Below are 26,907 nucleotides of genomic sequence, written 5' to 3' on the forward strand. Positions count from 1 at the left end.
CCGGTCAGATGCTTCGAATCCGCATAGTTTAAAAGCGGCATGAAACAGATCAGAAATGTCGCTTTAAAACGCAACTCAAAGCTAATTTGCCGCATTTGTCACGCCACATCTTGACGAGTATTCAGAGGCGTAACAATCTGGTCTTATGACACAGATGATCCGTTTCTTTCTGAATGGTCACCGGCAGGATGTTCAGATCCGGCCAGATACAACGGTTCTGGAATGGTTGCGCGGGGAGGCGCGGCTCAAGGGAACGAAGGAGGGCTGTGCTGAGGGGGATTGCGGGGCGTGCTCCGTTTTAATCGGCACAGATAAAGACGCAATTGCGCAGGCTGACACTGCGGCGGGTGAACCACAATCGAACAATACCGACGGAGCATTTCGCTACCGCGCTGTTAACAGCTGTATCCTGACAATGGGGCAGCTGGACGGTCAGGCATTGGTCACGGTTGAGGGGTTGAAAACTTCACAACTCCATCCTGTGCAGGCGGCGATGGCCGAAAACGGCTCATCGCAATGCGGTTTTTGTACACCCGGTATTGTGATGTCGCTCAGCGGACTGGCTGCGGATTGCGCAAGTGCCGGTGCCAAAGCCGACGATCAGCTGATCCATGACACGCTGGCAGGCAATCTCTGCCGCTGCACCGGTTATCGCCCGATTGTTGAAGCTGCCCGCAAGGTGATTGCAGAAGGTGGCGCACCGGTAGCACAGCCGCTTTCCGGTTCCTTGCAGGATATCCGTCCGCAAACAGGTTTCAGCCATGGCGGCTCAACCTATCATCAGCCGCAGACACTGAAAGAACTGTTGGAATTACGCACGCAATATCCACAGAGCCTGCTGCTGGCGGGTGGCACTGATCTCGGTGTGGCGTTGGCCGATTATCACAGTGACTGGAATGAGGTGATCTCGACCGCGCATGTGCGCGAGTTGCGCGTGATCCGTGAGGATGCAACATCTTTCCGGTTTGGCGCTGCAGTGACATGGGCGGAAGTGCTGAAGGCTATCGGCAATCATTATCCTTCTCTCACTATTTTGCTGCGCCGTTTCGGCTCGGTGCAAATCCGCAATCAGGGCACCATTGGCGGCAATATCGGCACGGCCAGCCCGATCGGGGACGGGCCGCCAGCGCTGATCGGTCTTGGTGCTGAGATTGAATTAGCAGGATCAAAGGGTAGTCGTATATTGCCGCTGGAAGATTTCTTTCTCGATTACCGCAAGACGGAGCTGCGCAGCGATGAGGTGATTGCCTCGGTTACGCTTCCGAAGCTGACTGCAGGGCAAGATTACCGCGTTTATAAAATCTCTAAACGCTACGATCAGGATATTTCCACCGTTTGCGGTGCATTCCGTGTGACGCGGGAAAACGGGATTGTAACGGATGTGCGTATCGCTTTTGGCGGTATGGCAGCGATACCGAAGCGAGTGAAAAGTGCTGAACAGGCGCTGACCGGCAAGACACTGGATGGAGCAGCAGTTGCTGCTTGTGCGCAGGCTATCGCCACAGAGCTTAGCCCCTTAAGTGACTGGCGCGGCAGTGCCGAATATCGTTTGATGGTGGCGCAAAATCTGGTTGAGCGTCTGCGTCATGATCTGGCCGGTGAAGTGGTGGAGGTGATGGCACTATGATCGCACTTAATCAGCCTTTTCCAACACCGGAAAACGTAGGCAAAGTCGAGCGCAGTATTGTCGGGCATGGTGTTGTGCATGATTCCGCCAGCCGTCATGTGGCGGGTAGCGCGACTTATATTGATGATATGCCGGAATTACCGGATACGCTTCACGCTGCTTTTGTATTGTCGCCGGTTGCCCATGGCCGGTTGAAAAGCATGGATGCCCGTGAAGCTCTGGCGCAGGCCGGTGTGGTCGGTATCTGGGATGTGCATGATATTCCGGGCATCAATGATGTTTCGCCGGGGCTACCCGGTGAGCCGCTCTTTGCTGAGGAACTGCTCGACCATCAGGGGCGGGCAATCGCGGTGATTGCCGCGACCAGTTTTGAGGCGGCCTATAAGGCTGCGAAGCTGGTGAAGCTGGATATTGAAGAACTGCCGCCGGTGCTGGATGTGGAAGAAGCGCACCGGCAAAAGAGCTATGTGATCCCGCAACAAGTGGTGCAACAGGGCGATGCCAAAACCGCCGTTGCCAATGCGGAACATCAGTTTTCCGGCCGTCTTTCAATGGGCGGACAGGATCATTTCTACCTCGAAACTCATATTGCCTACGCTATTCCCGGTGAAAACTGGCCGCATGAGAACGGCGATATGCTGGTGCATTCATCAACGCAGCATCCGAGCGAAGTGCAGCATCATGTGGCACATGTGCTGGGGCTTCACGCTCATGCGGTGGAATGTCAGGTGCGGCGCATGGGCGGCGGCTTTGGTGGCAAGGAAAGTCAGGCAACGATTATAGCCTGTGCTGCTGCGCTGGTTGCGGCTAAAACCGGACGCCCGTGCAAAATGCGCCTCAAGCGCCGCGATGATATGATTGCGACCGGCAAGCGTCATGATTTTGTAGTGCATTGGCAGGCGGGAACGGATAGTCGCGGGCGTATCAAAGGGTTGGATATCGAGTTTCTTGCCCGCGCCGGAAACCTGCCGGATCTCACAGGGCCGGTAATTGCCCGTGCGCTGACCCATGCCGATAATTCCTATTTCATCGAAAATGCGCATTTCATTGGTCATGCCTGCAAAACCAATACCGTATCCAACACAGCATTTCGCGGATTTGGCGGGCCGCAGGGGATTATCGCGATTGAAACAATCGTCGATACGATTGCCCGTGAGCTGAAACTTGATCCCAATCAACTGCGTGCCATCAACTATTACGGCGACGAGACAGGGGATGAAACGCCCTATGGCCAGAAGGTTGAAGATAACCGGCTGGTACAGGTCACAGAAGCGCTGCTGAACAGCAGTGACTGGCAAAAACGGCGTGCGGAAATTGATGCCTATAATGCGGGTAATCCGCTGATCCGTCGCGGATTGGCGATGATGCCGGTGAAGTTTGGTATCTCGTTCAATCTCACAGCGCTCAATCAGGCTGGTGCTCTGGTGCATGTCTATCAGGATGGTTCGGTGTTTTTGAACCATGGTGGCACGGAAATGGGGCAGGGGCTGTTTGTCAAAGTCGCGCAGGTTGTAGCTGAAGTGTTCCAGATTGATCTGGACATGGTGCGTATCTCGGCGACAGCGACCGGCAAAGTGCCGAATACATCTGCAACGGCTGCTTCAACGGGTTCTGATCTCAATGGTATGGCAGCCTTTAAAGCAGCAACGGCAATCAAAAGCCGCATGACCAAAGTCGCTGCAGAACATTACGGTTTTGGCGAGAGCGAGATCATCTTCCGTGGTAATCGTGTCTATGCGGGCAATGAATCCATGTCCTTTGGCGAGCTTGCCAAGCTGACGTGGTCAAAACGTGTGCAGCTTTCGGAAGCTGCCCATTATGCGACACCGAAAATCCATTGGGACGGTAAGACAATGCGCGGCCGTCCGTTCTTCTATTTCACCTATGGTGCGGCTGTTGCCGAAGTGGCGGTGGATACGCTGACCGGTGAAACGCGCTGCCAGCGGGCGGATATTTTGCAGGATGTCGGCTTTCCGCTTAATCCGGCGATTGATCTCGGCCAGATTGAAGGCGCTTTCGTGCAGGGCATGGGCTGGGTCACTTGTGAGGAACTATGGTGGGACAAGGCCGGACGGTTACGCACCGCTGGCCCTTCGACCTATAAAATTCCGGGTTCGCGTGACGTGCCGGAAATCTTCAATGTGCGGATTTTGGAAAACGCACCGAACCGTGAGGAAACAGTGTTTCGTTCCAAAGCTATTGGCGAGCCGCCGCTGATGCTTGGTATTTCCGTCTGGCTGGCAATCCGCGATGCCATTGCTTCGATTGCGGATCATCAGTTCTCGCCGGAACTGGATGCACCGGCTACGCCGGAAACCGTGCTGAAATCGATCATCAAATCGCGTCAGCGCCAGAAGCAGGGTGAAGCTTGAGATGAATTTGCAGACCTTAAATTCGCTGTCAGAAACGGAGTTTGTCTCTGTTCTGGGCGGTATTTTCGAGCATTCTCCTTGGGTGGCAGAAGCTGTGGCGGGAGACAGGCCGTTCGCTTCAATTTTTGCTCTGCATCAGGCGATGGTGCAGGCAGTTGAAAAGGCAGGTGTGACCAAACAACTGGCGCTGATCCGTGCGCATCCTGATCTGGCAGGCAAAGCTGCGCGTGCAGGTCATCTCACCGATGCTTCTACAAGTGAGCAGAAGGGAGCGGGACTCGACCGGCTTGATGATGCGGAGTATGAGCGCTTTCATAGCTTAAATGATGCCTATAAGCAGCGCTTTGATTTTCCTTTTATTCTCGCCGTACGCGGTTTCGACGGTAAAGGACATGACAAACATTCCATCCTCGCCAGTTTTGAAACGCGTCTGAAAAATACGCCGGAGCAGGAAATTTCTGAGGCACTGCGGCAGATTGCGCGTATCGCAGAACTGCGGCTGGGGGATATGCTTACATCATAGATTACATGCAGCAGAAAAGGTATGGTTATGGCAAAACTCTCAACCCATGTTCTCGATACTGCTCATGGTAAACCGGCTGCCGCAATGCGTCTTGAGCTTTATCGGGTGAAGGGCAGTGGTGAGCTGGAGCTGGTTAAACGGACTGCAACCAATCTTGATGGCCGCACTGATGAGCTTCTGCTCAATGAAGCGGAAATACGTATCGGCACTTATGAACTACAGTTTCATGTCGCTGAGTATTTTGAATCACAAGGCGCGGATCAGGCAAAGCCGCCATTTCTCGATCTGATTCCGATCCGGTTTTCTATTGCCGATGAGAGCGCCAATTATCATGTGCCGCTGCTGGTCAGCCCTTGGGCTTATTCCACTTATCGCGGCAGCTAAAGGCACGACGGGCAAATCTATCCCCGTGCTTTATTCTCTTCGTAGACTTTTCCCGTTCATGAACAACGGGAAAAGCAAGATATGGAAACGACCCCTAATCTGAAAATGCCTTATATTCTGCCCAGCCAGGCGCAGAAACATGTCACACATAATGAAGCACTGCGTTATCTCGATGCGCTTTTGCATCTGTCCGTTCTAAGCCGGCAATATTCTTCGCCGCCAGCCACTGCGCAGGAAGGTGATCGTTATCTGATACCTGCGGGAGCCGCGGATTTATGGAGCGGGCAGGATGGCAATCTTGCAGCTTTTATGGATGGTGAATGGTTCTTCTTCGCGCCTTTGCGCGGCTGGATCATGCATATTGCTGATGAAAATGCGCTGTTCATATTTAACGGCAGTCAATGGCAGGCACTGCTGAACCCGCAGCCGATGGTTGGAGTAAATACGGAGGCTGATACCTATAACCGCTTGGCTGTAGCCTCTGATGCTGTTCTGCTGACCCATAGCGGGGCAGGGCATCAGTTGAAAATCAATAAAAACCTGAGTGAGAATACAGCCTCTCTGTTATTTCAGAGTAGCTGGACCGGCTATGCTGAAATGGGAATCGCCGGTGAAAATAACTTCAGTATTAAAGTTGCTGATGATAGCGGGCAGTGGCGACAGGCACTGCGGATTGATCGTGCTAGCGGTAATATAGCTATCGGCTCGGTCTGGCCAACAGCACCGTTGCATGTTGAGGGGCCAATTCGCACCGGAAATTATGAGAGTGGTGCTTTTCCGGATGCTGCGCAGAGCGGTGCAGGTGCTGTTATTTTTATCAGGACAGGTCAGAACGGGAAGCTTGCTTTCAGTGATGGCCAGCAGTGGCTTTGGATCGACGGCAATCAACCTGTTGCTCCATGATGTTGTTAAGATTGCGATAATTTGTTGCACGGCCTTTCAAAACAATCGGGGGATTTAGATTGATATGTCGTGCAACAGCAGCGAATCTGATGAACTATAAGAGCCGGATAAATTTCTTTTACGGAATCTGGGAAAGCTTGATTGGTAAGGCAGTGGTCTATGGTTCACGTTGAGAAAAAATTATGAAAAGCAGTATTTTTTAGTGTCCTTATCACTTCGGGGCTTCTATTTACAATTTCTGTGAATAGAGGGAGATTTGCTGGTTTTGATATAAGTATTTTGTTAGTCAGTATGAGTGCGATATTTTATTTAAGTTTAATACTTGATCTGTTTTATCAAGTTATTCTTTTGCCTGATTATGATTGTGGAAGTAGGATGCAAATTTTGCTGAAGAATAAGGTGAAAGATTAACCGCATGAAAACGGCAGATGTTTCAAGGCGGATTGCGGGACTCCCGCGATCTATAAAGCAACTTATCACGCTTGGCGTGGATATTACCTTGCTGTTGCTTGGCGTCTATGTTGCCTATGTTCTGCGTTATGGCTTCCTGTTCGTGCCAAATACCAAGCAAATTTTGCTGATGCTGGCGGCGCCGCTGGTCGCTGTGCCGGTTTTTATCCGCTATGGTCTTTATCGTTCTGTTATTCGCTATCTGCCGGAAAAGGCAATCTGGTCTATCTTTCAGGCAACCGCCGTTGCGGCTTTGCTATGGGTTGCCATCGCATTTTTGACTGAAATGACCGGCGGAACCGGCGTTCCGCGTTCTGTTCCGCTGATCTACTGGCTGGTGATTACTATTCTGGTTTCCATTTCCCGTTTCGGCGCTAAATGGATTTTGCGGGATAGTACCGGCCCTGTATCACGGGAAGTGGCATTGATTATCGGTACCGGTGAGGCTGCACAGCAACTGGCAGCGGCATTGCGTGTACATCGTGATACTTACGTGGCCGGTTTTATTGATCGTGATCCGTCATTGCTTGGTATGGATATTGCCGGAACCCGTGTTTATGCACCGGCGTCTATCGATGATCTGGTTAAGAATTACGGTGTTTGTCAGGTCGTAATCTCTGATCCGTCGATGGGGGAGACAGAGCGGAAAGCCTATGCCAGTATTTTAGGGCGCCTGAAAATCCGTACCAGTATTCTGCCGCCGATTGCAGATCTGTCGCGGGGAAAATATCTGGTTGGTGCGCTGCGTAATATTGAAATTGATGACCTGCTGGGGCGTTCGCCGGTGCCGCCGGATGAGGCAATGCTGCAGTCGATGATTGAGGGGCACTCAATCATGGTAACAGGTGCCGGTGGTTCTATCGGCAGCGAATTGTGCCGTACGATCGTCAACTGGAAACCACGCAAACTGATTTTGTTCGAGGTCGGAGAATTTGCGCTCTATCAGCTGGAGCGCAAGCTGAAATCTGTTACGAATTGTGAAATCGTTCCGGTCTTGGGTTCAGTAACCCAGCAGGAACTGGTGGAGAATGTTATTCACTCTCACGGCGTTGATACGATTTATCATTGTGCTGCCTATAAGCATGTGCCTTTGGTTGAGGTGAACCCGCTTGAAGGCATTCGTAATAATGTTATGGGCACGAAGGCTGTTGCCGATGCTGCGCTGAAGACCGGCGTAGAGCGTTTTATTTTGATTTCCTCCGATAAAGCCGTGCGTCCGACAAATGTGATGGGCGCAACCAAAAGATGGGCAGAATTTGTTATCCGTCATTATGGAGATCTTGCGCAGCAGAAAGGCTCGGCACAGTCATTTTCGAGCGTTCGGTTTGGTAATGTTCTGGGGTCTAACGGTTCGGTTGTGCCGCTGTTTCGGGAGCAGATTGCTGCAGGAGGCCCTGTAACGCTGACTGATGAAAATATGACCCGTTATTTCATGTCGATCCGCGAGGCTGCAGAACTGATTATCCAGTCCGGTGCGGTTATTAAAAGTGGTGAGACGGCTTTGCTGGAAATGGGAAGTCCGGTGAAAATCAGAGATCTGGCTGAAAATATGATCCTGATGGCCGGATTGTCTGTGCGTGACATGAAAAATCCTGACGGGGATATTACAATTCGGGTAACCGGTATTCGCGAAGGCGAGAAGCTTTACGAGGAACTGTTTTATGATCCGGATAAGGCATTGCGTACCCGTCACCCTAAAATTCTTTGTGCGGAAAAACGTGGCACAAAGGCCGATGAAATACCGCAGCGCCTGCCGCAAATGCAGCAATTCCTTGATGATAACGATGCGGAAGGCGCTAAAGCGCTGTTGTTCGATTATATCCGCCAGTAATTAAACTCTTTTGCGGAAATAAAGGATCAGCAGCGCTGTCAGCACCAGGGCGATTATCAGGCCGGATAATTGCCCGATAAATGTGCCTGACCACAGCGTGGCTGCAGTAATAGCGCCCAATATAAGATTGAGCAGTGCAAGGCTGCCGGTAACAAAATAAACGGATTTTCCCGAGCGTTTGGCGATCTGATAGGCATGGGAAGAGTGTGCCTGTAATATATTCTCACCTTTGCTAAGACGCAGGATAATCGTGCTGCCAGCGTCGAGAATATAATAAAGCGGCAGGATGAGAGCGGGAATAATACCTGCCTGTCCGGCAAAGAGCAGAAATACTGCACCGGTAATCAGGCCAAGCGGCAGACTACCGGAATCGCCGAGAAAGATTGAGGCAGGCGGGCGGTTAAAAACTGCAAATCCTGCGAGAGCGCCACTTATCGCCAGACTAATCGCCGGAATTGCCGGCTCCTGAAGAAATATAGCTGAGAGAATTCCGAGCAGGAATAGTGGAATTCCAATTCCGGTGACAGTCAGCCAATCCAGACCGTCCATAAAATTGGCGACATTAATACTTCCAAGGATGGCGATGCTTAAAAGCAGCATTTCAAGCCAATAGGGCAGGAGATCGGGCAAAAGCCGGAAATCAGTACCTAAACTGTAAACCGCAAGAATTGCGGCCAGAAGTTGCAAGGGAAGTCTTGCGCGTACAGACAGTTCTTTTCGGTCATCCAGATAACCGATAACCCAGACTAACGAAGCCGCAATGACAAGGCTGATACTCATGCGAGCCGGTATCATTTCCCATAGGCCAAAAATAATTAGTGCACATATGAAAACCGGAATGCAGGCCAGTCCGCCGATTTGTCTGGCAGGGACAGAATGGTTGGAGCGCGGATTAAAGCCGGCAGCAAGAAAATTCGCAGGAAGTTTGTCTTTTAAAATCAGGAGCAGGAGCGTGGAGAAAATAAAGCACAGAGGAAAAATCCACCAATAAACTGACAAGCTGCTGTCTCCTGAAGTGTAAGGTAATCCGGCAAGCGGTTGAATATGATATAATTTAATCTGAAACGGATTGTCTGAACCCTTTAAACTGTATCGGAGCGCAGTCAAATTTACTCAATTACTGTTGTCTTTACGCGTTTATGAGCTGCTTTTCCAGCATGTTGGAGAGCGGAGAACTTGCGAAGCTGAAAACGTAAAACGCTTTTTTGAAGTTGGACGGGTTTGCTTTGTTTTAAAATGTAAAAATCTGATTTCAATGCATTGCACAATGGATTTCTTGCGGCTATAAGCCGGATCAACCGCCACGGAATCTCTCCGTGATTTGTATTGGGGCGTAGCCAAGCGGTAAGGCAGCGGTTTTTGGTACCGCCATCCCCTGGTTCGAATCCAGGCGCCCCAGCCAATTCCTCACATTATATTCTGCCTGTTTAATTTGTTCTGTCGGTGATTTTTGATCTCGCTATGTGTAGTAAACAGGCGGAGTAAATTTAAATTGTTCTCACATTATATTTAACTCAGCTTGTTTGTTTTGTTTGAATTTAAGAATATTAAGCAGCACTGAAACAATCTTATTCTTTTGTCTTTAATTGAAAATGTCGCTTTTTGCATAAAAAAGTGATAGCGGGATCTTTTTACATAATGCTATGGAATATGTGATGCCTGCTAAAACGGCTGCACACTTTATGAATATGTTCGGCTTGCCGAACCGCATACTGACTTCGTCTCCTTAACGGGCAGAAGTCAGAGATACAGTGCATTCCGGAAGTATTTTGTTTATCGACGTGAGGGATTTGATTGTCGATGCTCATTCAATACATGGCAGATATTGAGCCAAATTCACTATTTACAGTAAACGCTATTTCTCTGGCAGCGTTTGCGATTGCATTTTTTTGTATTTGGCTGAAGCAGCGCGACAGAACCTATTGGCTCTATTGGGTTGCTGCAAATGCGGTTTTATCCGTCGGTTTCATTATCTTTGTTGTGATTGATCGCTCGCAGATGCTGCAGTTGATTCTCGTCAACGTGGTATTAGCGACGGGGATAGCGCTGCGCTGGCAGGCTATACGCAGCTTTTTCTATCGCAAAAACTATATTGAGATTAATTTCTTAATCATACTGATTGTGTTGCTCCCGTATCTGTTCTCTTCCTATCTGACGAACGGGTTTATTTTTGGCTTTGTTAATCTCATATTTTTGGTTGAAATCGTTCTAGTTCTCCGCGAACTGTTGCGCCCAAATGGTGAGACTCTGCCGTCTCGTTGGGGGCTGGCTATTGCCTATAGTCTTGTTGCTGCGGCATTTGTTGCCCGCGTGATACAGGGGTGGGTGACAAGTCCAGCCAATATGAAACTATTGCCGAATGACGGGCTTCTGGCAGTCATTTTGCTCGTCATGTCCATTCATATCGTTGCAAGCGGTGCTTTCGCTATATCAATGGCCTATGAACGGGGTATTTCCGAGTTAAAGCAAATGGCTCTGCTTGATCCGCTGACGGGCCTGTATAATCGCAGAGCCTTTGAGCTGACTTTAGCAGAGCGTGATCCTGCGGATGGTTCTCTCGCTTTGATTTTGCTGGATATTGATCATTTCAAGCGCATTAACGATCAGTTCGGTCATGCCGCCGGTGATATTGCCTTGCAGCGTTTTGCCAATATCCTGATGATGATTTTCCGAAAAAAGGACTTTATCGCCCGTATAGGCGGGGAGGAATTTGCAGTTCTTCTCCCAGATACGACGATGAATGAAGCCTATGAGTTTGCCGAGCGTGTTCGCAAGACTGCTGAAAATGATGCATTTGAGCATAGTGACGGTATTGTGCGCCTGACAATCAGCGCGGGGGTCTGTCAGGCAGCAACAGACGTAACCTCTTTTTCCGATATGACCCAAAAAGCAGATATCAGCCTGTATATAGCTAAAAATAATGGTCGTAACCGGGTTGAAATATTTGCTACATGATTCATCGGTAATGCTTTGTAATTCTTTGCTCAATTCGGCCGTTACATAAACACGCGGAGGGGACTGTGGTTAAGTGGAGGGTGTCAAAGAGGTTGGGTTTTCCGGTGATGCCTGCGCTTATGACGCGTTGTATTATGCTTCGCCAGACATTGCTCCTCTTGGTTGTCCTGCTTGTAACGGGTACAATCTCTCCTGCTCTTGCCGCGACATGTTCGGATAATTCCCTGATCGCTGCCGATATTATTTTAAAGCGTCAGCTGACTGCCTTGAAAAATATGGAGCGCGGTCGGAAATGTACGGCAGAAAATGCTCAGGGCGGCTTTTTTAACGCCTGCCGTGATTTGGCTCAGCGACGTGGTGACATACAAAAACAGTTGCAGAAAAGTGCCGCAGCCTTGGCAAAATGCAGCGGAACATCTCTTACTGCCACAACATCAAAGCCAAGCGGGCTAAGTAACAAAAACCAGCTTGCCAAAAATACCAATTTGTTTGGCGGCCAGTATTCGGGAACACCTCTATTGTTTTGTGTGCGCTTGTCCGATGGATATTATTTTCCGGCACCGCATTCGCAATATGCCCGAAGCAACAAGATAAAAGAGACCTTGGCGCAGTGTCGTTTCATCTGCGAGACCCCCGATGTCAATCTGTATATTTTGAGTGATCCTGCTGCTGAGACTGCGGATATGGTATCCGTTGATAAACGGGAATCTTACGTCAATCTGGGTTCTGCCTATGCCTATCAGGCATCAGAGAATTTTCAGAAATGTAACTGGGCAAAGTATTTTTCCTATATTGAGCAGGTGCGGGCAGGTTCCGCAAAACCGAAGAAAAAAACCATTGCGCCTGTTAAGCCGGTAATCGCGCCGGTTTCTGTTCCGGTCGTTGAAAAAGATATGTCTGACCGTGCTGTACGGATTGTCGGACCTGCCTTCTTGCAGGACGGTAATGATATGCTGGTCAATCTGGGGAGCCGTCGCGAGCAGCCGGAAACAGGGATAGAAGTTTTACACAGCACAGAGTGATCTGATCGCATGGCGAAACTAGCCGAATGCGATATTTGTTACCGTGAAAACGACAGCAAATATTGCAGTTTTATTGCCTGTCTGCGGAAATGTTTATTATGACAAAATGCGCTGTTTTTTGCCGCTTACGGACATGCGCATGAGCCAAAGCACAGGCACAGTTTTGAGGTTATCCTGATGGGGGCGGCTTTTGATCCGTCACTCAACCCTGATTTTTATACAAGATCGTGAATGCAATGCGGGTGTGGAAAACACATCTGCAGTCACAGACTTCAGAGTACCCGTCGTTAAATGGTCTCATTCAACGACCGCGATAATATGACCAATCGAGAATTCGGAAGCTGACCTGACAGATGTGCCTTTCTGTGAGGTTGTGCGGAGCATTGTCTGAAGAATGGTCTCATTCTGAGATCATGTTTATGCGACCAATGAGGCCACGGGAATGACTGCCGCGGGAGGGGGCAAGCGCAGCGTGTTCCGGTGTGTTTTCAAAGTTTCGCATTGATATCTGTGGCTATTTCATCATTATGTGCGGGAACTTTTTATAAAAACTCAAACAAAATCCATGGGATGGGGGCTTTGATATGCGCAAGACTTACCTGAAAACTCTGGGGGCGCTGGCTGCGACTCTGATGGCCGGTTCTGCACTGGCAGAGACGCTGACGGTTTATACTGTTTATGAAGAAGATGAGGCCGCAGCTTTCCTCGCCGAGGCGAAAAAAGCTTTACCTGATCTGGATATTAATATGCTGCGCCTGTCCAATGGCGATCTTGTTGCCCGTATCATTGCCGAACAGGCAAATCCGCAACATGACGTGCTGTGGGGCGTTGCAGTTACCTCGCTGTTCAATCCTGAAATTATTAAAACGCTGGAGCCTTATAAGCCTGCGAATATCGACACTGTGCCTGCGCAGTTCCGTGATAAGGAAGACCGCTGGTTTGCGGTTACCGGTTATATGGCCGCTTTTTGCGTAAACAATGAGCGCCTGAAATCCAAAGGCCTGACAATGCCGAAATCATGGGCCGATCTGACCGACCCTGCCTTTAAAGGTGAAGTGGTGATGCCGAACCCTGCATCATCCGGCACCGGCTATATCCAGATTGACTCGCTGATCCAGCAGATGGGCGAAGAAAAGGGCTGGGCTTTTCTCGACAGTCTCGACAAGAACGTAGCGCAATATATCAAATCCGGTTCCAAGCCGTGTAATGTCGCCTCAATGGGCGAATATACTGTTGGTGCCTCTTTTGAACTGCGCGCCATCAAGAATATTGCCGAAGGCTATCCGATCACCATGGTGATCCCGTCAGAAGGCGCGGGTAATGAACTGGAAGCCAATGCGCTGGTTTCAACATCCAAGAACAAAGACGCAGCCAAGCGTTTTCTCGACTGGACTGTGAGCAAGCAGGCTGCCGACGAATATTACAAGTGGAAAGCCATTGTAACGATTCCGGGCGGCGCAATGCCGGACAAGTTCAAAGAAGCCGGTCTTCCTGAAGACGTGTCCAAGGTTATGTATGCGGTTGATTTCAAAGCCGCAGCCGATGATCGCACAAAGATCATTGAAACATGGCAGAAGAAATACGAGCGCTAATTGTTAAACAGACCGGACAGCCTTGCAGCTGTCCGGTCTTGCTCTTTTGGCTTTCAAAGCGTTGAGCAAGCTGTTTTCTGCGCTGTAAAAAACATACGAAAAACAGAGGTTTAAAGCTGCGGCTTGAATCAGTCTGATAAGCATTTGCATGAAATTTCATGCAACGGGGAATACGCAGAGATTTTCAGCTGCGTCCATAAAAACAAAATACCAAAGGAAATATACCAATGGATTTGAACATTCAGAATGTCATTAAAAGCTATGGCGCAGTGAAAGCCCTTGATAATGTTTCTCTGAATATTCCGCATGGTTCTCTGGTATGTTTTCTCGGGCCTTCCGGTTGCGGTAAGACAACCTTGCTGCGTGCCGTTGCGGGGCTGGAAGATATTGATTCCGGCAGGATTATGCTGGGCGATAATGACCTGTCGCATACGCCTGCGCGGTCGCGTAATTTCGGCGTTGTGTTTCAGTCTTATTCGCTGTTTCCGCATATGACAGCGGCGCGCAATATTGCCTACGGCCTGGAATGCCGGAGCTGGACAAAAGCACAGATTGCAGCGCGGGTACGTGAAATGCTGGATCTGGTGCATCTGGCTAATCAGGCAGAAAAACTACCGGCGCAAATGTCCGGCGGTCAGCAGCAGCGTATTGCTATTGCCCGTGCACTGGCGCCCAATCCGTCACTCTTGCTGCTTGATGAGCCGCTTTCCGCGCTGGATGCAAAGGTGCGTGAGGAATTGCGCAATGAAATCCGCGCGCTGCAAAAGCGGGTTGGTATTACCACCATTATGGTCACACACGATCAGGAAGAAGCTTTGGCTATGGCCGATGTGATCGTGGTGATGAAAGACGGACATATTGAACAAACCGGCACGCCGCAGACGCTTTATCAGCAGCCTTTAACCAGTTTTGTTGCGGACTTTATCGGTCGTATGAATATTCTGCCGCTGGATAAAGTTGCCGGTAACAGCCTGCATTTTGCAGATAAAGTGCTCAAGCTGGATGCTGCTGAAGTTTCCGGTTCCGCAACGGTCAGTAAAGTCGGTATCCGGCCTGAGGCCGTCAGCCTGCTGCCCGCAACGCAAACCATGCCGGGTGATAATCACTTTCCGGCAACCATCCGCAGCCAGATCTATCTGGGGCATATATCGCGGTTGGAAGTTGTGCCGGATAAACGTCCGGACGTTAAAATCAGTGTGGAAATGCACGGAACCGCCAACAGAACAGGGTATTTGCCGCAAACAGGTGATGCAGTAACGCTGCATCTGCCCGCAGACGCTTTACGGGTGCTGTCATGAGCAGCGCGGAGGCTTCTGTAAGCACAACGACCGGTGCCGGTTTAAAGCGCGGTCTGTTTAGCGACAATTTCATTTCCTGGGCGATGACGATCGGGATTACAGCCCTGATCCTGATTTTCCTTGTCATGCCGCTTTGGGCTATTCTGGTGCTGGGGTTCAGCACGCCGGAAGGTTTTGGCCTCGGCAATTTTACCCGCACTTTCACCACTGCGCGTTTCTGGACGCTGGTGCTGAACAGTCTTGGTATGGCGCTGACCTGTACCATTATTGTGACCGGCATGGCCTATGCCTATGCCTATACGCTGCAACGTGCCCATGTGCCGTTTAAATCCCTGTTGCGGATGGCCGCGCTTATCCCGCTCTTCGCTCCGTCACTGGTGCAGGCGCAAGGGCTGGTGCTGCTGCTCGGTCGTAATGGTATTCTCAACCGCTGGATGGGTATGGATATTGATATCTATGGTTTCTGGGGTGTGGTGATTGCTAATGCGCTTTATGCTTTTCCCTATGCTTTCCTGATCCTTTCGGCAGCGCTGGCTGTCAGCGATGCACGGCTGCATGAAAGTGCGGAAGTGCTGGGGGCAGGGCCATGGCGCATTTTCCGTACGCAGACTTTACCCGCAACACGCTATGGTCTGGCGGCCGCCTGTTTCGTGGTGTTCAATCTGGTGATGACCGATTTCGGTAATCCTATGGTGATCGGCGGCGATTTCAACGTGCTGGCCACAGAAGTCTATAATCAGGTGATCGGGCAGGCGCAGTTTGGTCTTGGCGCGGTGATCGGTATTGTGCTGCTGATGCCTGCCATTGCCGCCAAGATTGTTGAAAAACGCCTGACTAAACAGCAACAGGCGCTGCTCACCTCACAGGCGCGGCCAATGGTTGTGCGTCCGTCTGGTAAACGTGATCTGCTGCTCGGGCTTTATGCCTATTTCACAATGGCACTGATCCTGAGTGTCATTGTGATTGTGGTGCTGGCAAGCTTCGTCAAGCTCTGGCCATATAATATGAGCTTTACGCTTCAGCATTATCAGTTTGATGTGCAGAATGGCACAGCGCCTTTGTGGAACAGTGTGAAGATCAGTCTGGCGACGGCTGTGCTGGGTGTGGCAATTGCCGGTATGACAGCAATTGCGGTGCAGAAGTTCAAGAATCCGCTCACCGGCCCGCTGGCATTCCTGGCCATCTTGCCGTCAGCCGTGCCGGGTATGGTGCTGGGGCTTGGCTATGTATTGGCCTTTAACAATCCGTCCAACCCGCTGTATTTCCTCTATGGCAGCTTTGCGCTGATCATTATCCTCAGCGTTTATTATAACCATGCCCACGCATTCCTGATCTCCTCAACCAGTCTGAAACAGATCAGCGGCTCGTTTGATGAAGCATCAACCATGCTTGGCGGCAGCGTGCTGACAACTTTGCGTAAAGTGACATTGCCGCTGTTGTGGCCGACATTGCTGGGCGTGGGTGTTCTGTTCTTCATGCGCACCATGGTGTCTCTGTCTGCGGTGATCTTTCTCACCACACCGGCAACGCAGGTCGCTTCGATCTCTGTGCTGCAATTGTCTGATCGCGGGGCGGTCAATCAGGCGGCGGCTTTCTCGGTCTGTATCATGCTGATTGTGATTGCAGCTTTGCTGATCGTGCGCGGTATTCTTTGGGCATTCGGTGCCAAGCATGTGACACTGATCCGCTAAAACCGATATGAAAAACAAAAAAGCCCGCCTCAGTGATGAGGCGGGCTTTGTATTGGAAAGAGGTGAAATCAGGCTGCTTTTTCCAGTGTGATACGTTGTGCAAGCCGCACCATACCGGCACAGGCAGCATCAATCTGATCATCCGCCACACTGAGGCTCAGACGCAAAAAGCCGACCAGATTGCTGCCGAAGGAATCGCCGGGCATAGTCGCAATCTTTTCTTCTTCCAGCAGGCGCATGGCAAATTCCGCACCGGTCATGCCGGTGGCGCGGATATCTGCCAGAATGAACATGCCTGCCTGCGGGATCTTGCAGGAAATTCCGGCATGACCATCGAGGCGCTCGGAAATCATTTGCGCACGACGGTAGAAATTCTCCAGCATTTGCTGAGCGGCTGTTGCCGGACGGTTCAGCGCATAGGCAGTCATATCCGCGATGAAAGGCTGTACACCGAACAGTAAATATTCTGACAAAGGTAGCAGACGATCCGTAAATTCTTCCGGTCCGATGCACCAGCCGCTGCGGAAGCCCGGCGCGGAATGGGATTTGGAAATCGAGGCAACCACAACGGTGCGCTCGGCCAGTTCTGGCAGATCAAGCGGAGAGGCAAATTCACCGTCAAAGACCAACAATTCATAAACCTCGTCGGAGATGATCCAGAGGTTGTGCTTGCGGCAGACTTCGCCGATCGCCACGATTTCTTCACGGCTCAGCATAGCGCCGGTAGGGTTATGCGGTGAGTTGAGCAGCAGCACGCGCGAACGTGGTGTGATTGCTTTTTCCAGATCGGCAGCCTGCAGGCGGAAACCGTTGGTTTCACTGACCGGCACATAGACCGGTGTGGCACCGGTTGCTTTAATCACGCCTTCATAAGTCGCATAGCACGGATTGGTGGTGATGACTTCGTCACCTTCTTCGGCCAGACCAAGCATGGCAATTGCCAGTGCGCTTTGTGTGCCCGGAAAGCAGAGAATCTGCTGCTGGCTGATCTTGCGGCCGGTGCGCTTCGAATATTTGTCAGATAAAGCTGCAAGAATCGACGGCTCGCCGCGGCCGCTGGTGTAGCGGGTGCGGCCTGCGCGCATGGAGCGGGCAGCCTCATCAATCATATCGGCGGGTGTCGGAATATCCGGCTCGCCGATGGTCAGCTCGATAATATCTTCGCCTGCGGCTTTCATCTCGCGGGCGCGCATATGGACAGCCCATTTGTGTGAGCCTTTGCTGCTCAAACGCTCGGTAATACGCGCATAATGCATCTTGAGCGCTCCTCCGTATTTTTATTCATGCTTGCTGCATCTTTTAATAATTCATGCGTTGTATCGCATGAACCGAAGTTAAGACCAGTGTTGTTTCTGCATGACATCAGAAAAGCGCATAAATTATGGTGGGAATTATTGCTCAACATTATGATCTATTGAAATCTTCAGGCTTGTCATGAGCGGGCAGAGTTTATAACCATCACGGGTAATTTTGTAATCTGTCCGGTGAAGCTTCTATGACCAATACCAATTTAACGCTTTTTATCTGTGATCTGCTGAGTGCTGCGGGTTCATTCACACTGCTGATCGGTTTGCTGGTCGTATTGTTCTCCACATCCCTGCATGGTGATGCGGGACAAAGCGATGACAAGGGCTTGGTTGTTAAAGCATCCAAACATTTCAGAACCGGCTTGATTCTGGCAATTCTGGGTGCTCTGCTTCTGACTATGTCGGCATCATTTGAGCTGATAATTTACTAATAAATAAAATGACAGCCGGAGGGGATGTGATCCGGCAGTTTATAATGCGCTTATCCGGAGGGGAGCTTGCCAATGGCAGCGGATATTCTTGTCAGTCAGGCTGATGTTTTTTCGCATATGCGCATTATCAATGGCATGGGCATAAGCCTGTGCCTGTCGCGCTTGCTGGTCTTCGCGTCCAAATTTATTCAGCACCCTTCGAAGAACAAGATATCCTATATCCATATCGGCTGGATACTGGTTGTATTTTTATGGATTATTCAGTTCTGGTGGGATTATCTCATCGAGAGCAACAGCAAAACCTATGATATTGTTACTTATATCTTAGAGCTGTTTTATGTCTTTGGTCTGTTTTTCATCTGCGTTACCCTGACGCCGGATGACATTAAAGAATACGGGGATTACGAGACCTATTTCTTTTCGCGAAAGAAATGGCTTTTTGCCCTCTTTATTTTCATCAACAGCATGCAGTCTTTTGAACAGATCAGAACATCCTTCATTAAAAACGACACCGATAATATGGTCGTTCTGCCGGTTGTCATGGTGCTGGAAACCATCGTTATTCTGATTGCGATGAATATTAAGCGCAGGCGATTTCAATATGTGATGATTGGCCTGTTATTTTCCACGATCATTCTGGATTTCATTTTCCTGTCGTGAGGTCGGCCAGTTTAGGTTAGAGCGTATCCCGAAAAGTGTGAAACGGCTACCGGATAAGATACGCGTAAAAACAAAAAGATAGAGCATTTCCAATGATTCAGCCTAAACTGGAAATGCTCTGCTACAGGGCAGGCAGTGGCAGATTTATGCAACTTGCCGGTTTCGGTGTGTTTCATAAATCTGATTCATTCCTGTTAATTCGGTGTCATATCCACCCTCTATTGCGGAACCAGTTTTTCAACAAACGGGATCTGCAATGTTCAAAAAACTTTCTATAGCCGCTTTGACACTCACCGTCTCTGCAACATCGTCAATGGCTGCAACCAATATCAGCTGGTGGCACGGCATGGGTGGTGCGAATGCTGACGTGATCAATGAGATCTCCAAGCGCTTCAATGAATCCCAGCAGTCCTGCGCGCTGACACCGGTTTCCAAAGGCTCTTATGAAGAAGCGCTGGCCTCCGGTATTGCTGCATTCCGCTCGGGCGAACAGCCAAACATTCTTCAGGTTTTTGATGCCGGTGCGGCCACCATCATCAATGCTAAAGGCGCAACTGTTCCTGCTGAAGACCTGATCAACAATGCCGGTTATAAATTTGATCGTGAAGCCTTCATCGAAGGTGTGCGTTACTTCTATGCTGCACCGGATGGCAAATTTGTTGGTATGCCGTTCAACTCTTCCGCGCCGATCATGTACATCAATACTGAAGCGCTGAAAAAGGCTGGCGTTGAAGCGCCGAAGACCTGGGAAGAATTTGAAGCCGTTGCGCCAAAGCTTAAAGAAGCCGGTTATATTCCGCTCACCGCTTCGCAGCTGACATGGCAGTTCACCGAGAATTTCTTCTCCCGCCAGAATATTCAGTTCGCAACCAATAATAACGGTTATGACAGTGTTCAGGACACCAAACTCAATGTGACTGATCCGAACCTCATCATGATGTTCGAAAAGCTGAAAGACTGGGCTGATAAAGGTTATTTCGGCTTCTACGGTGCAGGCTGGGCAGACAACCAGAAGCCTTTTGATGAAGGTAAAGTTGCTTTCTGGATCGGTTCTTCCGGTTCTTTCGGCGGTCTGCAGAAAACCGCGAAAATGGAATTCTCCGCTGACTTCCTGCCTTATTGGAAAGCCGTTGACGGTGCAGGCACCAACACATTTATCGGTGGTGCAGCTCTGTTCGCTATGGCCGGTAAGCCGGACGCAGAAAACAAATGCGTGGCTGACTTCTTCCAGTTCCTGACTTCACCGGAAGTGCAGAAATATTACCATCAGGCAACCGGCTATGTGGCGATCACCAAAGCTGCATATGAACTGGCAAAATCTGAAGGCTATTACGAAAAGACACCGGTTGCTGAAGTCGGCATCAAGCAGCTGATGCTGCAGTCCGGTGAATGGTCGAAAGGCTACCGCCTCGGTTTCTACCCGCAGATCCGTACCATCATGGAACGCGAATATAACCGTATTTTCGCTGGTGAAACCACTGTTAAACAAGCTTTCGAGACAGTTGAAAAAGAAGGCAATGACCTGCTGACCCGTTTCGCAAAGACCGCGAACTAACAACTGAGATTTTCTCAATGTGATGAACGGGGTCGGAGCAAATCATGCCTGACCCCGTTTTTAATAGATGCTTCTCAAAAAGACGGGGATTTGCCGCGTGGCATATATCCAGACTTCTCAACCTTCAAAGCTCGCTGCGTTCTTCTCGCGCTTGCCACTGTTCGGCAATGCAAAACAGCCAGAAGCAGCCAAGCGCGTGCAGTTTAATTCACGCCTGCTGCCTTATCTTTTGCTGGCGCCACAGCTGGCTGTTGTTTTGATTTTCTTTTACTGGCCGTCTGTTCAGGCCATTCAGTCATCCTTTTATATTGAAGACCCGTTCGGTTTCGGCTCAACCTTTGTCGGGCTGGAAAACTATACGGATGTACTGGTCAGCCCTGAATATCGCGGCATTGCCGGTTTTACGGCGATCTTTACGATTATTGTTACAGCCTTGTCGCTGGGCATTGGCATGTTGCTGGCGGTGAAAGCCGATGCGGTGATCCGTGGCAATGCTGCCTATAAAACTGTGTTGATCTCGGTCTATGCCATCGCGCCGCCGGTTGCCGGTCTCATCGGAATGATGATCTTCGACCAGCATATCGGCCCGTTTGTGAAAATGGCTGCATGGTTTGGCTGGGATATGAAAGTCGGGCTGAACTATTTCGACACTGCGTTTGCGATGATCGTCGTCTCGGTCTGGAAACAGATCCCTTATAATTTCATTTTCATTCTGTCCGGTTTGCAGGCGGTTCCGGCCTCGGTGCGCGAAGCAGCGGTTATGGATTGCCGTTCCGGTGCCCGTCGTTTCCGCACGGTTATTCTGCCTTTGCTGGCACCGACCGTGTTCTTCCTGCTGATTATCAATATCACTTATTCGCTGTTCGACACTTTCGGTGTGATCGACGTAATGGTGAAGGATAAAGCCGCCAATAATCCGATTACGCTGGTCTATAAAGTGTTCATGGATGGCTTCCGCGGTAATGACATCGGCAGCTCTTCCGCACAATCCGTCATTCTGATGGTGGTGGTATTCACGCTGACCATCGTGCAGTTCCGCTTCGTTGAGCGGCGCATTCATTACAATTAAGCGGGGGACGAGATGCATAAAGTTAAGATTACCGATCATCTGATCCTGCTTGTCGGAGCACTGTTTCTGATCTTGCCGGTGGTGGTGGCTTTCACCACCTCCAGCCATACGGCAGCGGATATTCACTCCAACGGTCTGTCTCTGAGCTGGGGCGGCAACTTCACGGAAACCTATAGCAATGTGCTGACCCGTGAGGGCGGTTTCACCGGACAGATCACCGGCTCGCGGATGCTGCTGAACTCGCTGATCCTCGGCCTCGGTTTTGCAATCGGTAAGATTGTGCTGTCGATGCTGGCGGCCTATGCGATTGTCTATTTCCGCTTTCGCTTTGCCACGCTGGCATTCTGGCTGATTTTCACCACGCTGTTGCTGCCGCTGGAAGTACGTATCGTGCCTTCCTATCAGGTGGTGTCGTCCTTCGGGATGCTCAACAGCTATTCAGGATTGATCGTGCCGCTGCTGGCTTCGGCCACGGGGACATTCTATTTCCGGCAGTTCTTCAAATCGGTGCCGGATGAATTGCTGGAAGCTTCCCGCATTGACGGGGCAGGGCCGGTGAAATTCTTCATCGATATTCTGCTGCCGCTGTCGCGCACCATGATCGCCGCGATGTTCATCATCATGTTTGTCTATGGCTGGAACCAATATCTCTGGCCGATGCTGGTGACGACCGATGAGAGCTTCTTCACGCTGATGCGTGGTATCAAACAGATTTTGCAGGTGTGGGTCGGGGCGCAAATTCCGGATTATAACGAGGCTTTTGCTCTTGCCGTGCTGGCCATGGTGCCGCCGGTGCTGGTGGTTGTGGTGTTCCAGCGCTGGTTCATCAAAGGCCTGACCGAGAGCGACAAGTAAGAGATTTTAGGAGCCTTCAATGGCACAGGTTAAAATTGAAAATGTATCGAAAATCTATGCGGGCGGCACTAAAGCTGTCAGCGCAGTGAATATCGATATCAAAGACGGTGAATTCATTGTTTTGGTTGGCCCTTCCGGCTGCGGAAAGTCCACGCTGCTGCGTATGGTGGCGGGGCTGGAGACCATCTCGGAAGGTGAGGTGGCAATCGGCAACCGTACCGTGAATGAGGTGGAACCGGCAGATCGTGACATTGCTATGGTGTTCCAGAATTATGCGCTTTATCCGCATATGAGCGTCTATGATAATATGGCTTATGGTCTGCGGAACCGCAAAACGCCAAAGGCCGAGATCGAGGCACGAGTAGCAGAAGCTGCACGGATGCTGGAGCTGGAACCTTATCTGCAACGCAAGCCGCGTGCGCTTTCCGGTGGTCAGCGCCAGCGCGTGGCAATGGGGCGTGCAATTGTGCGCAAACCTGCGGTGTTTCTGTTTGACGAGCCGCTGTCCAATCTCGACGCCAAATTGCGCGTTTCCATGCGCGGAGAAATTCGTCAGTTACAGCGTCGTCTTGGTACGACTTCGATTTATGTGACCCATGACCAGCTGGAAGCGATGACACTCGCAGATCGTCTGGTGGTGCTGAATGGCGGCGAGATTGAGCAGATCGGCGCACCGTTGGAGATTTATCACAAGCCTGCTTCAACCTTTGTCGCCAGCTTTATCGGTTCTCCTGCAATGAACCTTGCTGACGGCACGGTGCATCAGGCGCAACTGATGCTGGGCGAAGATATTCTGAAACTCGGCACAGAGCTATCTGTGCAGGGCGAGGTGACAATCGGGATTCGTGCGGAAGATTTGCATATCGCTGAAGCGCATGAACAGGGCTTGCAGTTCCACACTGATTATGTGGAGGAACTGGGCGCACAACGCATCGTGCATGGTTATGCTGGCAATCAGAAACTGGTCGCCGCACTGCCCCCAAAAGCTGAAATCCGCGATCAGATGCGTCTGGCTGTGACACCTGAAAAACTACACTTCTTCGATAAACAGAGCGGCAAACGCATTGAATTATCGCAAGCAGCCGCAACTGCTGTAAAAACAGCCCAAGCTGTTTCTGCCTGAAATATTGCACAAGACTGAGAAATGACATGACTGAAGTAATGACTGTTGAAACCATGATCCGCACACAAGTTGCAGTTCTGGATGTGCCGTCTCATGAAGAGCGTCAGAGCATCACCCAGCTGGATAAAACCATGGCTGCCCATGATGCCAAGCTGGTTTCCATGGAGTGTATGACACATGTGGAAACCGGTGGTCAGGCTGCTTCAACCGCACCGCTGGCGTTTCCGTTCAACGTGACTGCATGGAATCTGGAGCGTTGTCTGTTCCCTGAGGAAAGCGCTGCGAAAATGCTGGCAGAAAAACCGGCTGTGGCTCTGCTGACCGAGATGGACAATGGCATGGCGCGCACCGCGCAGAAGAATATGACAGCGGAAGTCGCCCGCCACATGGATATGGAATATGCCTATGGCGTGGAGTTTATCGAGCTTGGACTTGGTTCGGAAATCGAGCATTCCTTCTGTAAAGACGATTTCAACGAAAAAGGCTTCCACGGTAATGCGCTGATGTCGACTGTGCCGATGCAGCGGATCTTTGTGCAGCGTCTGGCCGGTGAGCGCCTGTGGTTCTTCAATGGCGGGGATCAGCCACGTTTGGGGGAGCGCAATGCGATCGGTGCGGTGATTGAAACCGTTGACGGGCCGTTTCTGGCGGTATCCGTGCATCTGGAAAGCGCATCTCCGGCAGCCTATCGCGAAAAGCAGGTGGCGCAGCTGATTAATGCGCTGGAAGAAGAGTTTGGCGGCATGCCAATGCTGATTGGCGGCGATCTTAATACCGGCAATCATGCGGAAGGTGACTTCGAGGCGGAAGGTCTGTTCCGCGTCGCCGCCGAGCGCGGTTTCATCCGTCACAGCGGTGCGCTGGATCAGATGACGACGCGTCCGAGCCTGATTACCCGCTGGCCTGACCGGGCTATGAAGCTTGACTGGTTCCTGAGCCGGGGTCTGAATATTACTGACAGCCGCATCATCTCTTCACTGGATGATAATCAGCGTCCGCTTTCCGATCATGATCTGATTGTTTGCCGTGTTGATGGTTTCAGCGCTGCATAAATCGTGTCGATATGCCGGAGGGAAGCCTGTCTTTCTTCCGGTTTTGTAAAGAGCCTGATTGTCTCTTTTATGGGACGTTGTGGTTCCAAATAACTATCTTTTGGAGTTTTCGTCTTACGGGTAGGTTCATTTCATCAACTTGAAACCATGGAGTTTTGAAAATGTCCAAGCCTTATAACCGCCTCGATAAAGACAATGCAGCCGTTCTTCTCGTAGATCATCAGACAGGTCTGCTGTCGCTGGTTCGTGACATCGATCCTGATAAATTCAAAAACAATGTGCTGGCACTTGCTGATCTGGCAAAATATTTCAACCTGCCAACCATTCTCACCACATCTTTCGAAGATGGCCCGAACGGTCCGCTGGTGCCAGAGCTGAAAGAGCTTTTCCCGAATGCGCCTTATATTGCCCGTCCTGGTCAGATCAACGCGTGGGATAACGAAGATTTCGTGAAAGCCGTTAAGGCAACCGGTAAAAAACAGCTGATTATCGCTGGTGTTGTAACCGAAGTTTGTGTGGCTTTCCCTGCGCTGTCGGCTCTGGCTGAAGATTTCGAAGTCTTCGTGGTGACCGATGCGTCCGGTACATTCAACGAAATCACCCGTCATTCCGCATGGGATCGTATGAGTGCTAATGGTGCACAGCTGATGACATGGTTCGGTCTTGCCTGTGAGCTGCACCGCGACTGGCGTAACGATGTGGAAGGTCTGGGCACTCTGTTCGCAAACCACATTCCGGATTACCGTAACCTGATTAACAGCTACAACACTGTTAAAGCATCAAAATAATCTTCTAAGCCTATAGCTTAAGGATAAGGCCGTGTGTTTGATTGCGCGGCCTTATCTTTTGGGGGCGTGTAGTTTCATTTCCCGCCGTCGTTTTGCGGAGGAGGGAATGCCGAGTTCCTCTCGATATTTGGCAACTGTCCGGCGGGCGATAACAATGCCATCTGCATCAAGCTTTTGCACAATGGCCTCATCAGACAAAATGCTGTCGATGTTTTCCTGCGCAATCAGCGTGCGGATTTTGCTGCGCACAGCTTCAGAGGCAATGTCATCGCCGGTTTTGCCCCTGATCGCCGCATTGAAAAAATAGCGGTATTCAAACAGCCCTTGCGGGGTCATCATATATTTCTGATTGGCGACACGGCTGATGGTGCTTTCATGCATCTCAATGGCATCGGCCACCATTTGCATTGTCAGCGGTTTGAGCGCGACAGCACCGCTTTCCAGAAAACCTTGCTGGTGGGTGATAATTTGCTCACCGACATTGAGCACGGTCTGCGCACGCTGATCGAGAATGCGTGTGAGCCAGCTGGCCTTTTGTTTGCAGGCACGCAGAAACTGCTTCTCTTCCTTGGAAAGGCTGTTGTCCCTGAGCTTGCGGCTATAATCCTCATTCATCAGCACACGGGGCAGCGCCTGCGGATTGAGCGTGATGTTCCATTCGCCATTCGGTGTTTTGGCAACCAGCAAATCAGGAATGATGGTTAGCGCAGGTGTGCTGTCAAAAATCAGGCCGGGTTTGGGGTTCAAACCACGGAGTTCGCCCAGTAGTTCTGCCAGTTCTTCATCATCGGCGTCGCAGAGCTTTTTAAGCGCACTGAAATCACGCTTCGCTACCAGATCAAGATGCTTAAGCAGTATGGCCATTTCTGCAGTCAGGCGATCGTCGGCAATGAGCTGCAGACGCAGACATTCCGCCAGATTACGGGCAAAAAGCCCAGCCGGTTCAAAAGCCTGACATTGGCGCAGAACACGCATAACCTGTTCCGGTGTCACATTCAGGCGCTTGGCGATCTGCGCCAGGTCTGCATGAAGATATCCGGATTCATCCAAAGTCTCGGCAAGCAGCTCGGCAATATGCCGTTCGGTTTTATCCCTGATGCTGAGATTGATCTGCTCGGCCACATGATCTTGCAGGGAATGTTGCACACTGCCGAAATCTTCAACAGAATAATCCGAAGTGCTGGAAGAGGGCAGCGCACCGCTTGGCGCTCTTTGCAAAAGCGGATTGGCTTCTATTTCACTTTGTACAAAGTCTTCCAGCTCAGCACGGCTCATTTGCAGCACTTTGAGCGATTGCTGCATTTGCGGTGTCATGGTCAGTGATTGGGTCTGCCGCAAAACGGGCTTGGAAGAGAGAGCCATTGATCTGTTTATAGCACTCTTTTCAATCTTAGAGCGGTTCAGTTTAAAAAAATGTTG

The 26,907-nt window shown here is 50.6% G+C and carries 22 protein-coding genes and 1 tRNA gene; 20 read left to right on the top strand and 3 right to left on the bottom strand.

Annotation, left to right across the window (positions count from 1 at the left end):
* Window positions 1-145: 145 nt before the first annotated feature.
* The 6 genes from xdhA to LDL70_RS03840 all read left to right on the top strand — a co-directional run bounded on the left by xdhA (window position 146) and on the right by LDL70_RS03840 (window position 8,090).
* Complete coding sequence (gene xdhA, locus LDL70_RS03815; protein ID WP_225687271.1) at window positions 146-1,627, top strand: xanthine dehydrogenase small subunit; 1,482 nt, start codon at window positions 146-148, stop codon at window positions 1,625-1,627.
* On the top strand, window positions 1,624-3,999 hold the full coding sequence (gene xdhB, locus LDL70_RS03820; RefSeq protein ID WP_225687273.1) for a xanthine dehydrogenase molybdopterin binding subunit: 2,376 nt from the start codon (window positions 1,624-1,626) through the stop codon (window positions 3,997-3,999). The genes xdhA and xdhB overlap by 4 nt, the downstream gene beginning before the upstream one ends.
* Before the next feature lies 1 nt (window position 4,000).
* Window positions 4,001-4,522: a 2-oxo-4-hydroxy-4-carboxy-5-ureidoimidazoline decarboxylase gene (uraD, locus tag LDL70_RS03825; RefSeq protein WP_225687275.1), complete on the top strand. Its 522-nt coding sequence runs from the start codon at window positions 4,001-4,003 to the stop codon at window positions 4,520-4,522.
* Window positions 4,523-4,549: 27 nt separating this feature from the next.
* Window positions 4,550-4,906 carry a hydroxyisourate hydrolase gene (gene uraH, locus LDL70_RS03830; RefSeq protein ID WP_075654803.1) on the top strand — a complete coding sequence of 119 codons (357 nt, stop codon included), beginning with the start codon at window positions 4,550-4,552 and terminating at the stop codon, window positions 4,904-4,906.
* A gap of 81 nt (window positions 4,907-4,987) precedes the next feature.
* Window positions 4,988-5,809, top strand: coding sequence for a DUF2793 domain-containing protein (locus LDL70_RS03835; protein WP_225687277.1), 822 nt, complete (start codon window positions 4,988-4,990; stop codon window positions 5,807-5,809).
* Between the two features lie 415 nt (window positions 5,810-6,224).
* Window positions 6,225-8,090, top strand: coding sequence for a nucleoside-diphosphate sugar epimerase/dehydratase (locus LDL70_RS03840; RefSeq protein WP_225687279.1), 1,866 nt, complete (start codon window positions 6,225-6,227; stop codon window positions 8,088-8,090).
* Here the strand turns inward: LDL70_RS03840 and LDL70_RS03845 are convergent, their stop codons facing one another.
* Complete coding sequence (locus tag LDL70_RS03845) at window positions 8,091-9,071, bottom strand: glycosyltransferase family 4 protein (RefSeq protein WP_370637802.1); 981 nt, start codon at window positions 9,069-9,071, stop codon at window positions 8,091-8,093.
* A gap of 346 nt (window positions 9,072-9,417) precedes the next feature.
* Here LDL70_RS03845 and LDL70_RS03850 point away from each other — a divergent pair.
* The 6 genes from LDL70_RS03850 (at window position 9,418) to LDL70_RS03875 (ending at window position 16,648) form a co-directional block, all read left to right on the top strand.
* A tRNA-Gln gene (locus tag LDL70_RS03850) sits at window positions 9,418-9,492 on the top strand.
* Between the two features lie 398 nt (window positions 9,493-9,890).
* Window positions 9,891-11,045: a GGDEF domain-containing protein gene (locus LDL70_RS03855; protein WP_225687282.1), complete on the top strand. Its 1,155-nt coding sequence runs from the start codon at window positions 9,891-9,893 to the stop codon at window positions 11,043-11,045.
* Window positions 11,046-11,320: 275 nt separating this feature from the next.
* On the top strand, window positions 11,321-12,067 hold the full coding sequence (locus LDL70_RS03860; protein WP_225688369.1) for a DUF2865 domain-containing protein: 747 nt from the start codon (window positions 11,321-11,323) through the stop codon (window positions 12,065-12,067).
* A 584-nt stretch (window positions 12,068-12,651) separates the two neighbouring features.
* Window positions 12,652-13,659, top strand: a complete 1,008-nt coding sequence (locus LDL70_RS03865; protein WP_022710073.1) for an ABC transporter substrate-binding protein — start codon at window positions 12,652-12,654, stop codon at window positions 13,657-13,659.
* A gap of 227 nt (window positions 13,660-13,886) precedes the next feature.
* Entirely contained in the window at window positions 13,887-14,957 is a 1,071-nt protein-coding gene (locus LDL70_RS03870) for an ABC transporter ATP-binding protein (RefSeq protein WP_225687284.1), read from the top strand.
* Window positions 14,954-16,648, top strand: coding sequence for an ABC transporter permease subunit (locus LDL70_RS03875; RefSeq protein ID WP_225687286.1), 1,695 nt, complete (start codon window positions 14,954-14,956; stop codon window positions 16,646-16,648). The genes LDL70_RS03870 and LDL70_RS03875 overlap by 4 nt, the downstream gene beginning before the upstream one ends.
* Window positions 16,649-16,716: 68 nt before the next feature.
* On the opposite strand, the gene LDL70_RS03880 is transcribed toward LDL70_RS03875, so the two are convergent.
* On the bottom strand, window positions 16,717-17,904 hold the full coding sequence (locus LDL70_RS03880; protein ID WP_225687288.1) for a pyridoxal phosphate-dependent aminotransferase: 1,188 nt from the start codon (window positions 17,902-17,904) through the stop codon (window positions 16,717-16,719).
* A gap of 239 nt (window positions 17,905-18,143) precedes the next feature.
* Here LDL70_RS03880 and LDL70_RS03885 point away from each other — a divergent pair, with 239 nt between their 5' ends.
* The 8 genes from LDL70_RS03885 to ycaC all read left to right on the top strand — a co-directional run bounded on the left by LDL70_RS03885 (window position 18,144) and on the right by ycaC (window position 25,488).
* A complete protein-coding gene (locus tag LDL70_RS03885; RefSeq protein WP_022710068.1) occupies window positions 18,144-18,386 on the top strand; it encodes a hypothetical protein in 243 nt (80 codons plus the stop codon).
* Between the two features lie 72 nt (window positions 18,387-18,458).
* A complete protein-coding gene (locus LDL70_RS03890; protein ID WP_075654520.1) occupies window positions 18,459-19,046 on the top strand; it encodes a hypothetical protein in 588 nt (195 codons plus the stop codon).
* Window positions 19,047-19,302: 256 nt separating this feature from the next.
* Window positions 19,303-20,601: an extracellular solute-binding protein gene (locus tag LDL70_RS03895; RefSeq protein WP_225687290.1), complete on the top strand. Its 1,299-nt coding sequence runs from the start codon at window positions 19,303-19,305 to the stop codon at window positions 20,599-20,601.
* Window positions 20,602-20,698: 97 nt separating this feature from the next.
* The gene (locus LDL70_RS03900) at window positions 20,699-21,670 is read left to right on the top strand and encodes a carbohydrate ABC transporter permease (protein ID WP_225687292.1); all 972 of its coding nucleotides are present in this window, start codon (window positions 20,699-20,701) and stop codon (window positions 21,668-21,670) included.
* A gap of 12 nt (window positions 21,671-21,682) precedes the next feature.
* Window positions 21,683-22,525 carry a sn-glycerol-3-phosphate ABC transporter permease UgpE gene (gene ugpE, locus LDL70_RS03905; RefSeq protein WP_151158211.1) on the top strand — a complete coding sequence of 281 codons (843 nt, stop codon included), beginning with the start codon at window positions 21,683-21,685 and terminating at the stop codon, window positions 22,523-22,525.
* Between the two features lie 19 nt (window positions 22,526-22,544).
* Entirely contained in the window at window positions 22,545-23,648 is a 1,104-nt protein-coding gene (locus LDL70_RS03910; RefSeq protein WP_225687294.1) for a sn-glycerol-3-phosphate import ATP-binding protein UgpC, read from the top strand.
* Between the two features lie 26 nt (window positions 23,649-23,674).
* Window positions 23,675-24,700 (top strand): endonuclease/exonuclease/phosphatase family protein, encoded by a 1,026-nt coding sequence (locus tag LDL70_RS03915; RefSeq protein WP_370637770.1) that lies wholly within the window; start codon window positions 23,675-23,677, stop codon window positions 24,698-24,700.
* 161 nt (window positions 24,701-24,861) lie between these two features.
* A complete protein-coding gene (gene ycaC / locus LDL70_RS03920; RefSeq protein WP_022710061.1) occupies window positions 24,862-25,488 on the top strand; it encodes an isochorismate family cysteine hydrolase YcaC in 627 nt (208 codons plus the stop codon).
* A gap of 51 nt (window positions 25,489-25,539) precedes the next feature.
* Here the strand turns inward: ycaC and rpoN are convergent, their stop codons facing one another.
* Window positions 25,540-26,850, bottom strand: a complete 1,311-nt coding sequence (gene rpoN, locus LDL70_RS03925; protein ID WP_225687296.1) for an RNA polymerase factor sigma-54 — start codon at window positions 26,848-26,850, stop codon at window positions 25,540-25,542.
* Window positions 26,851-26,907: the final 57 nt, after the last annotated feature.

Origin of the sequence: Pseudochrobactrum sp. XF203 (genome assembly GCF_020341615.1) — a bacterium.
Classification (GTDB): domain Bacteria; phylum Pseudomonadota; class Alphaproteobacteria; order Rhizobiales; family Rhizobiaceae; genus Pseudochrobactrum; species Pseudochrobactrum saccharolyticum.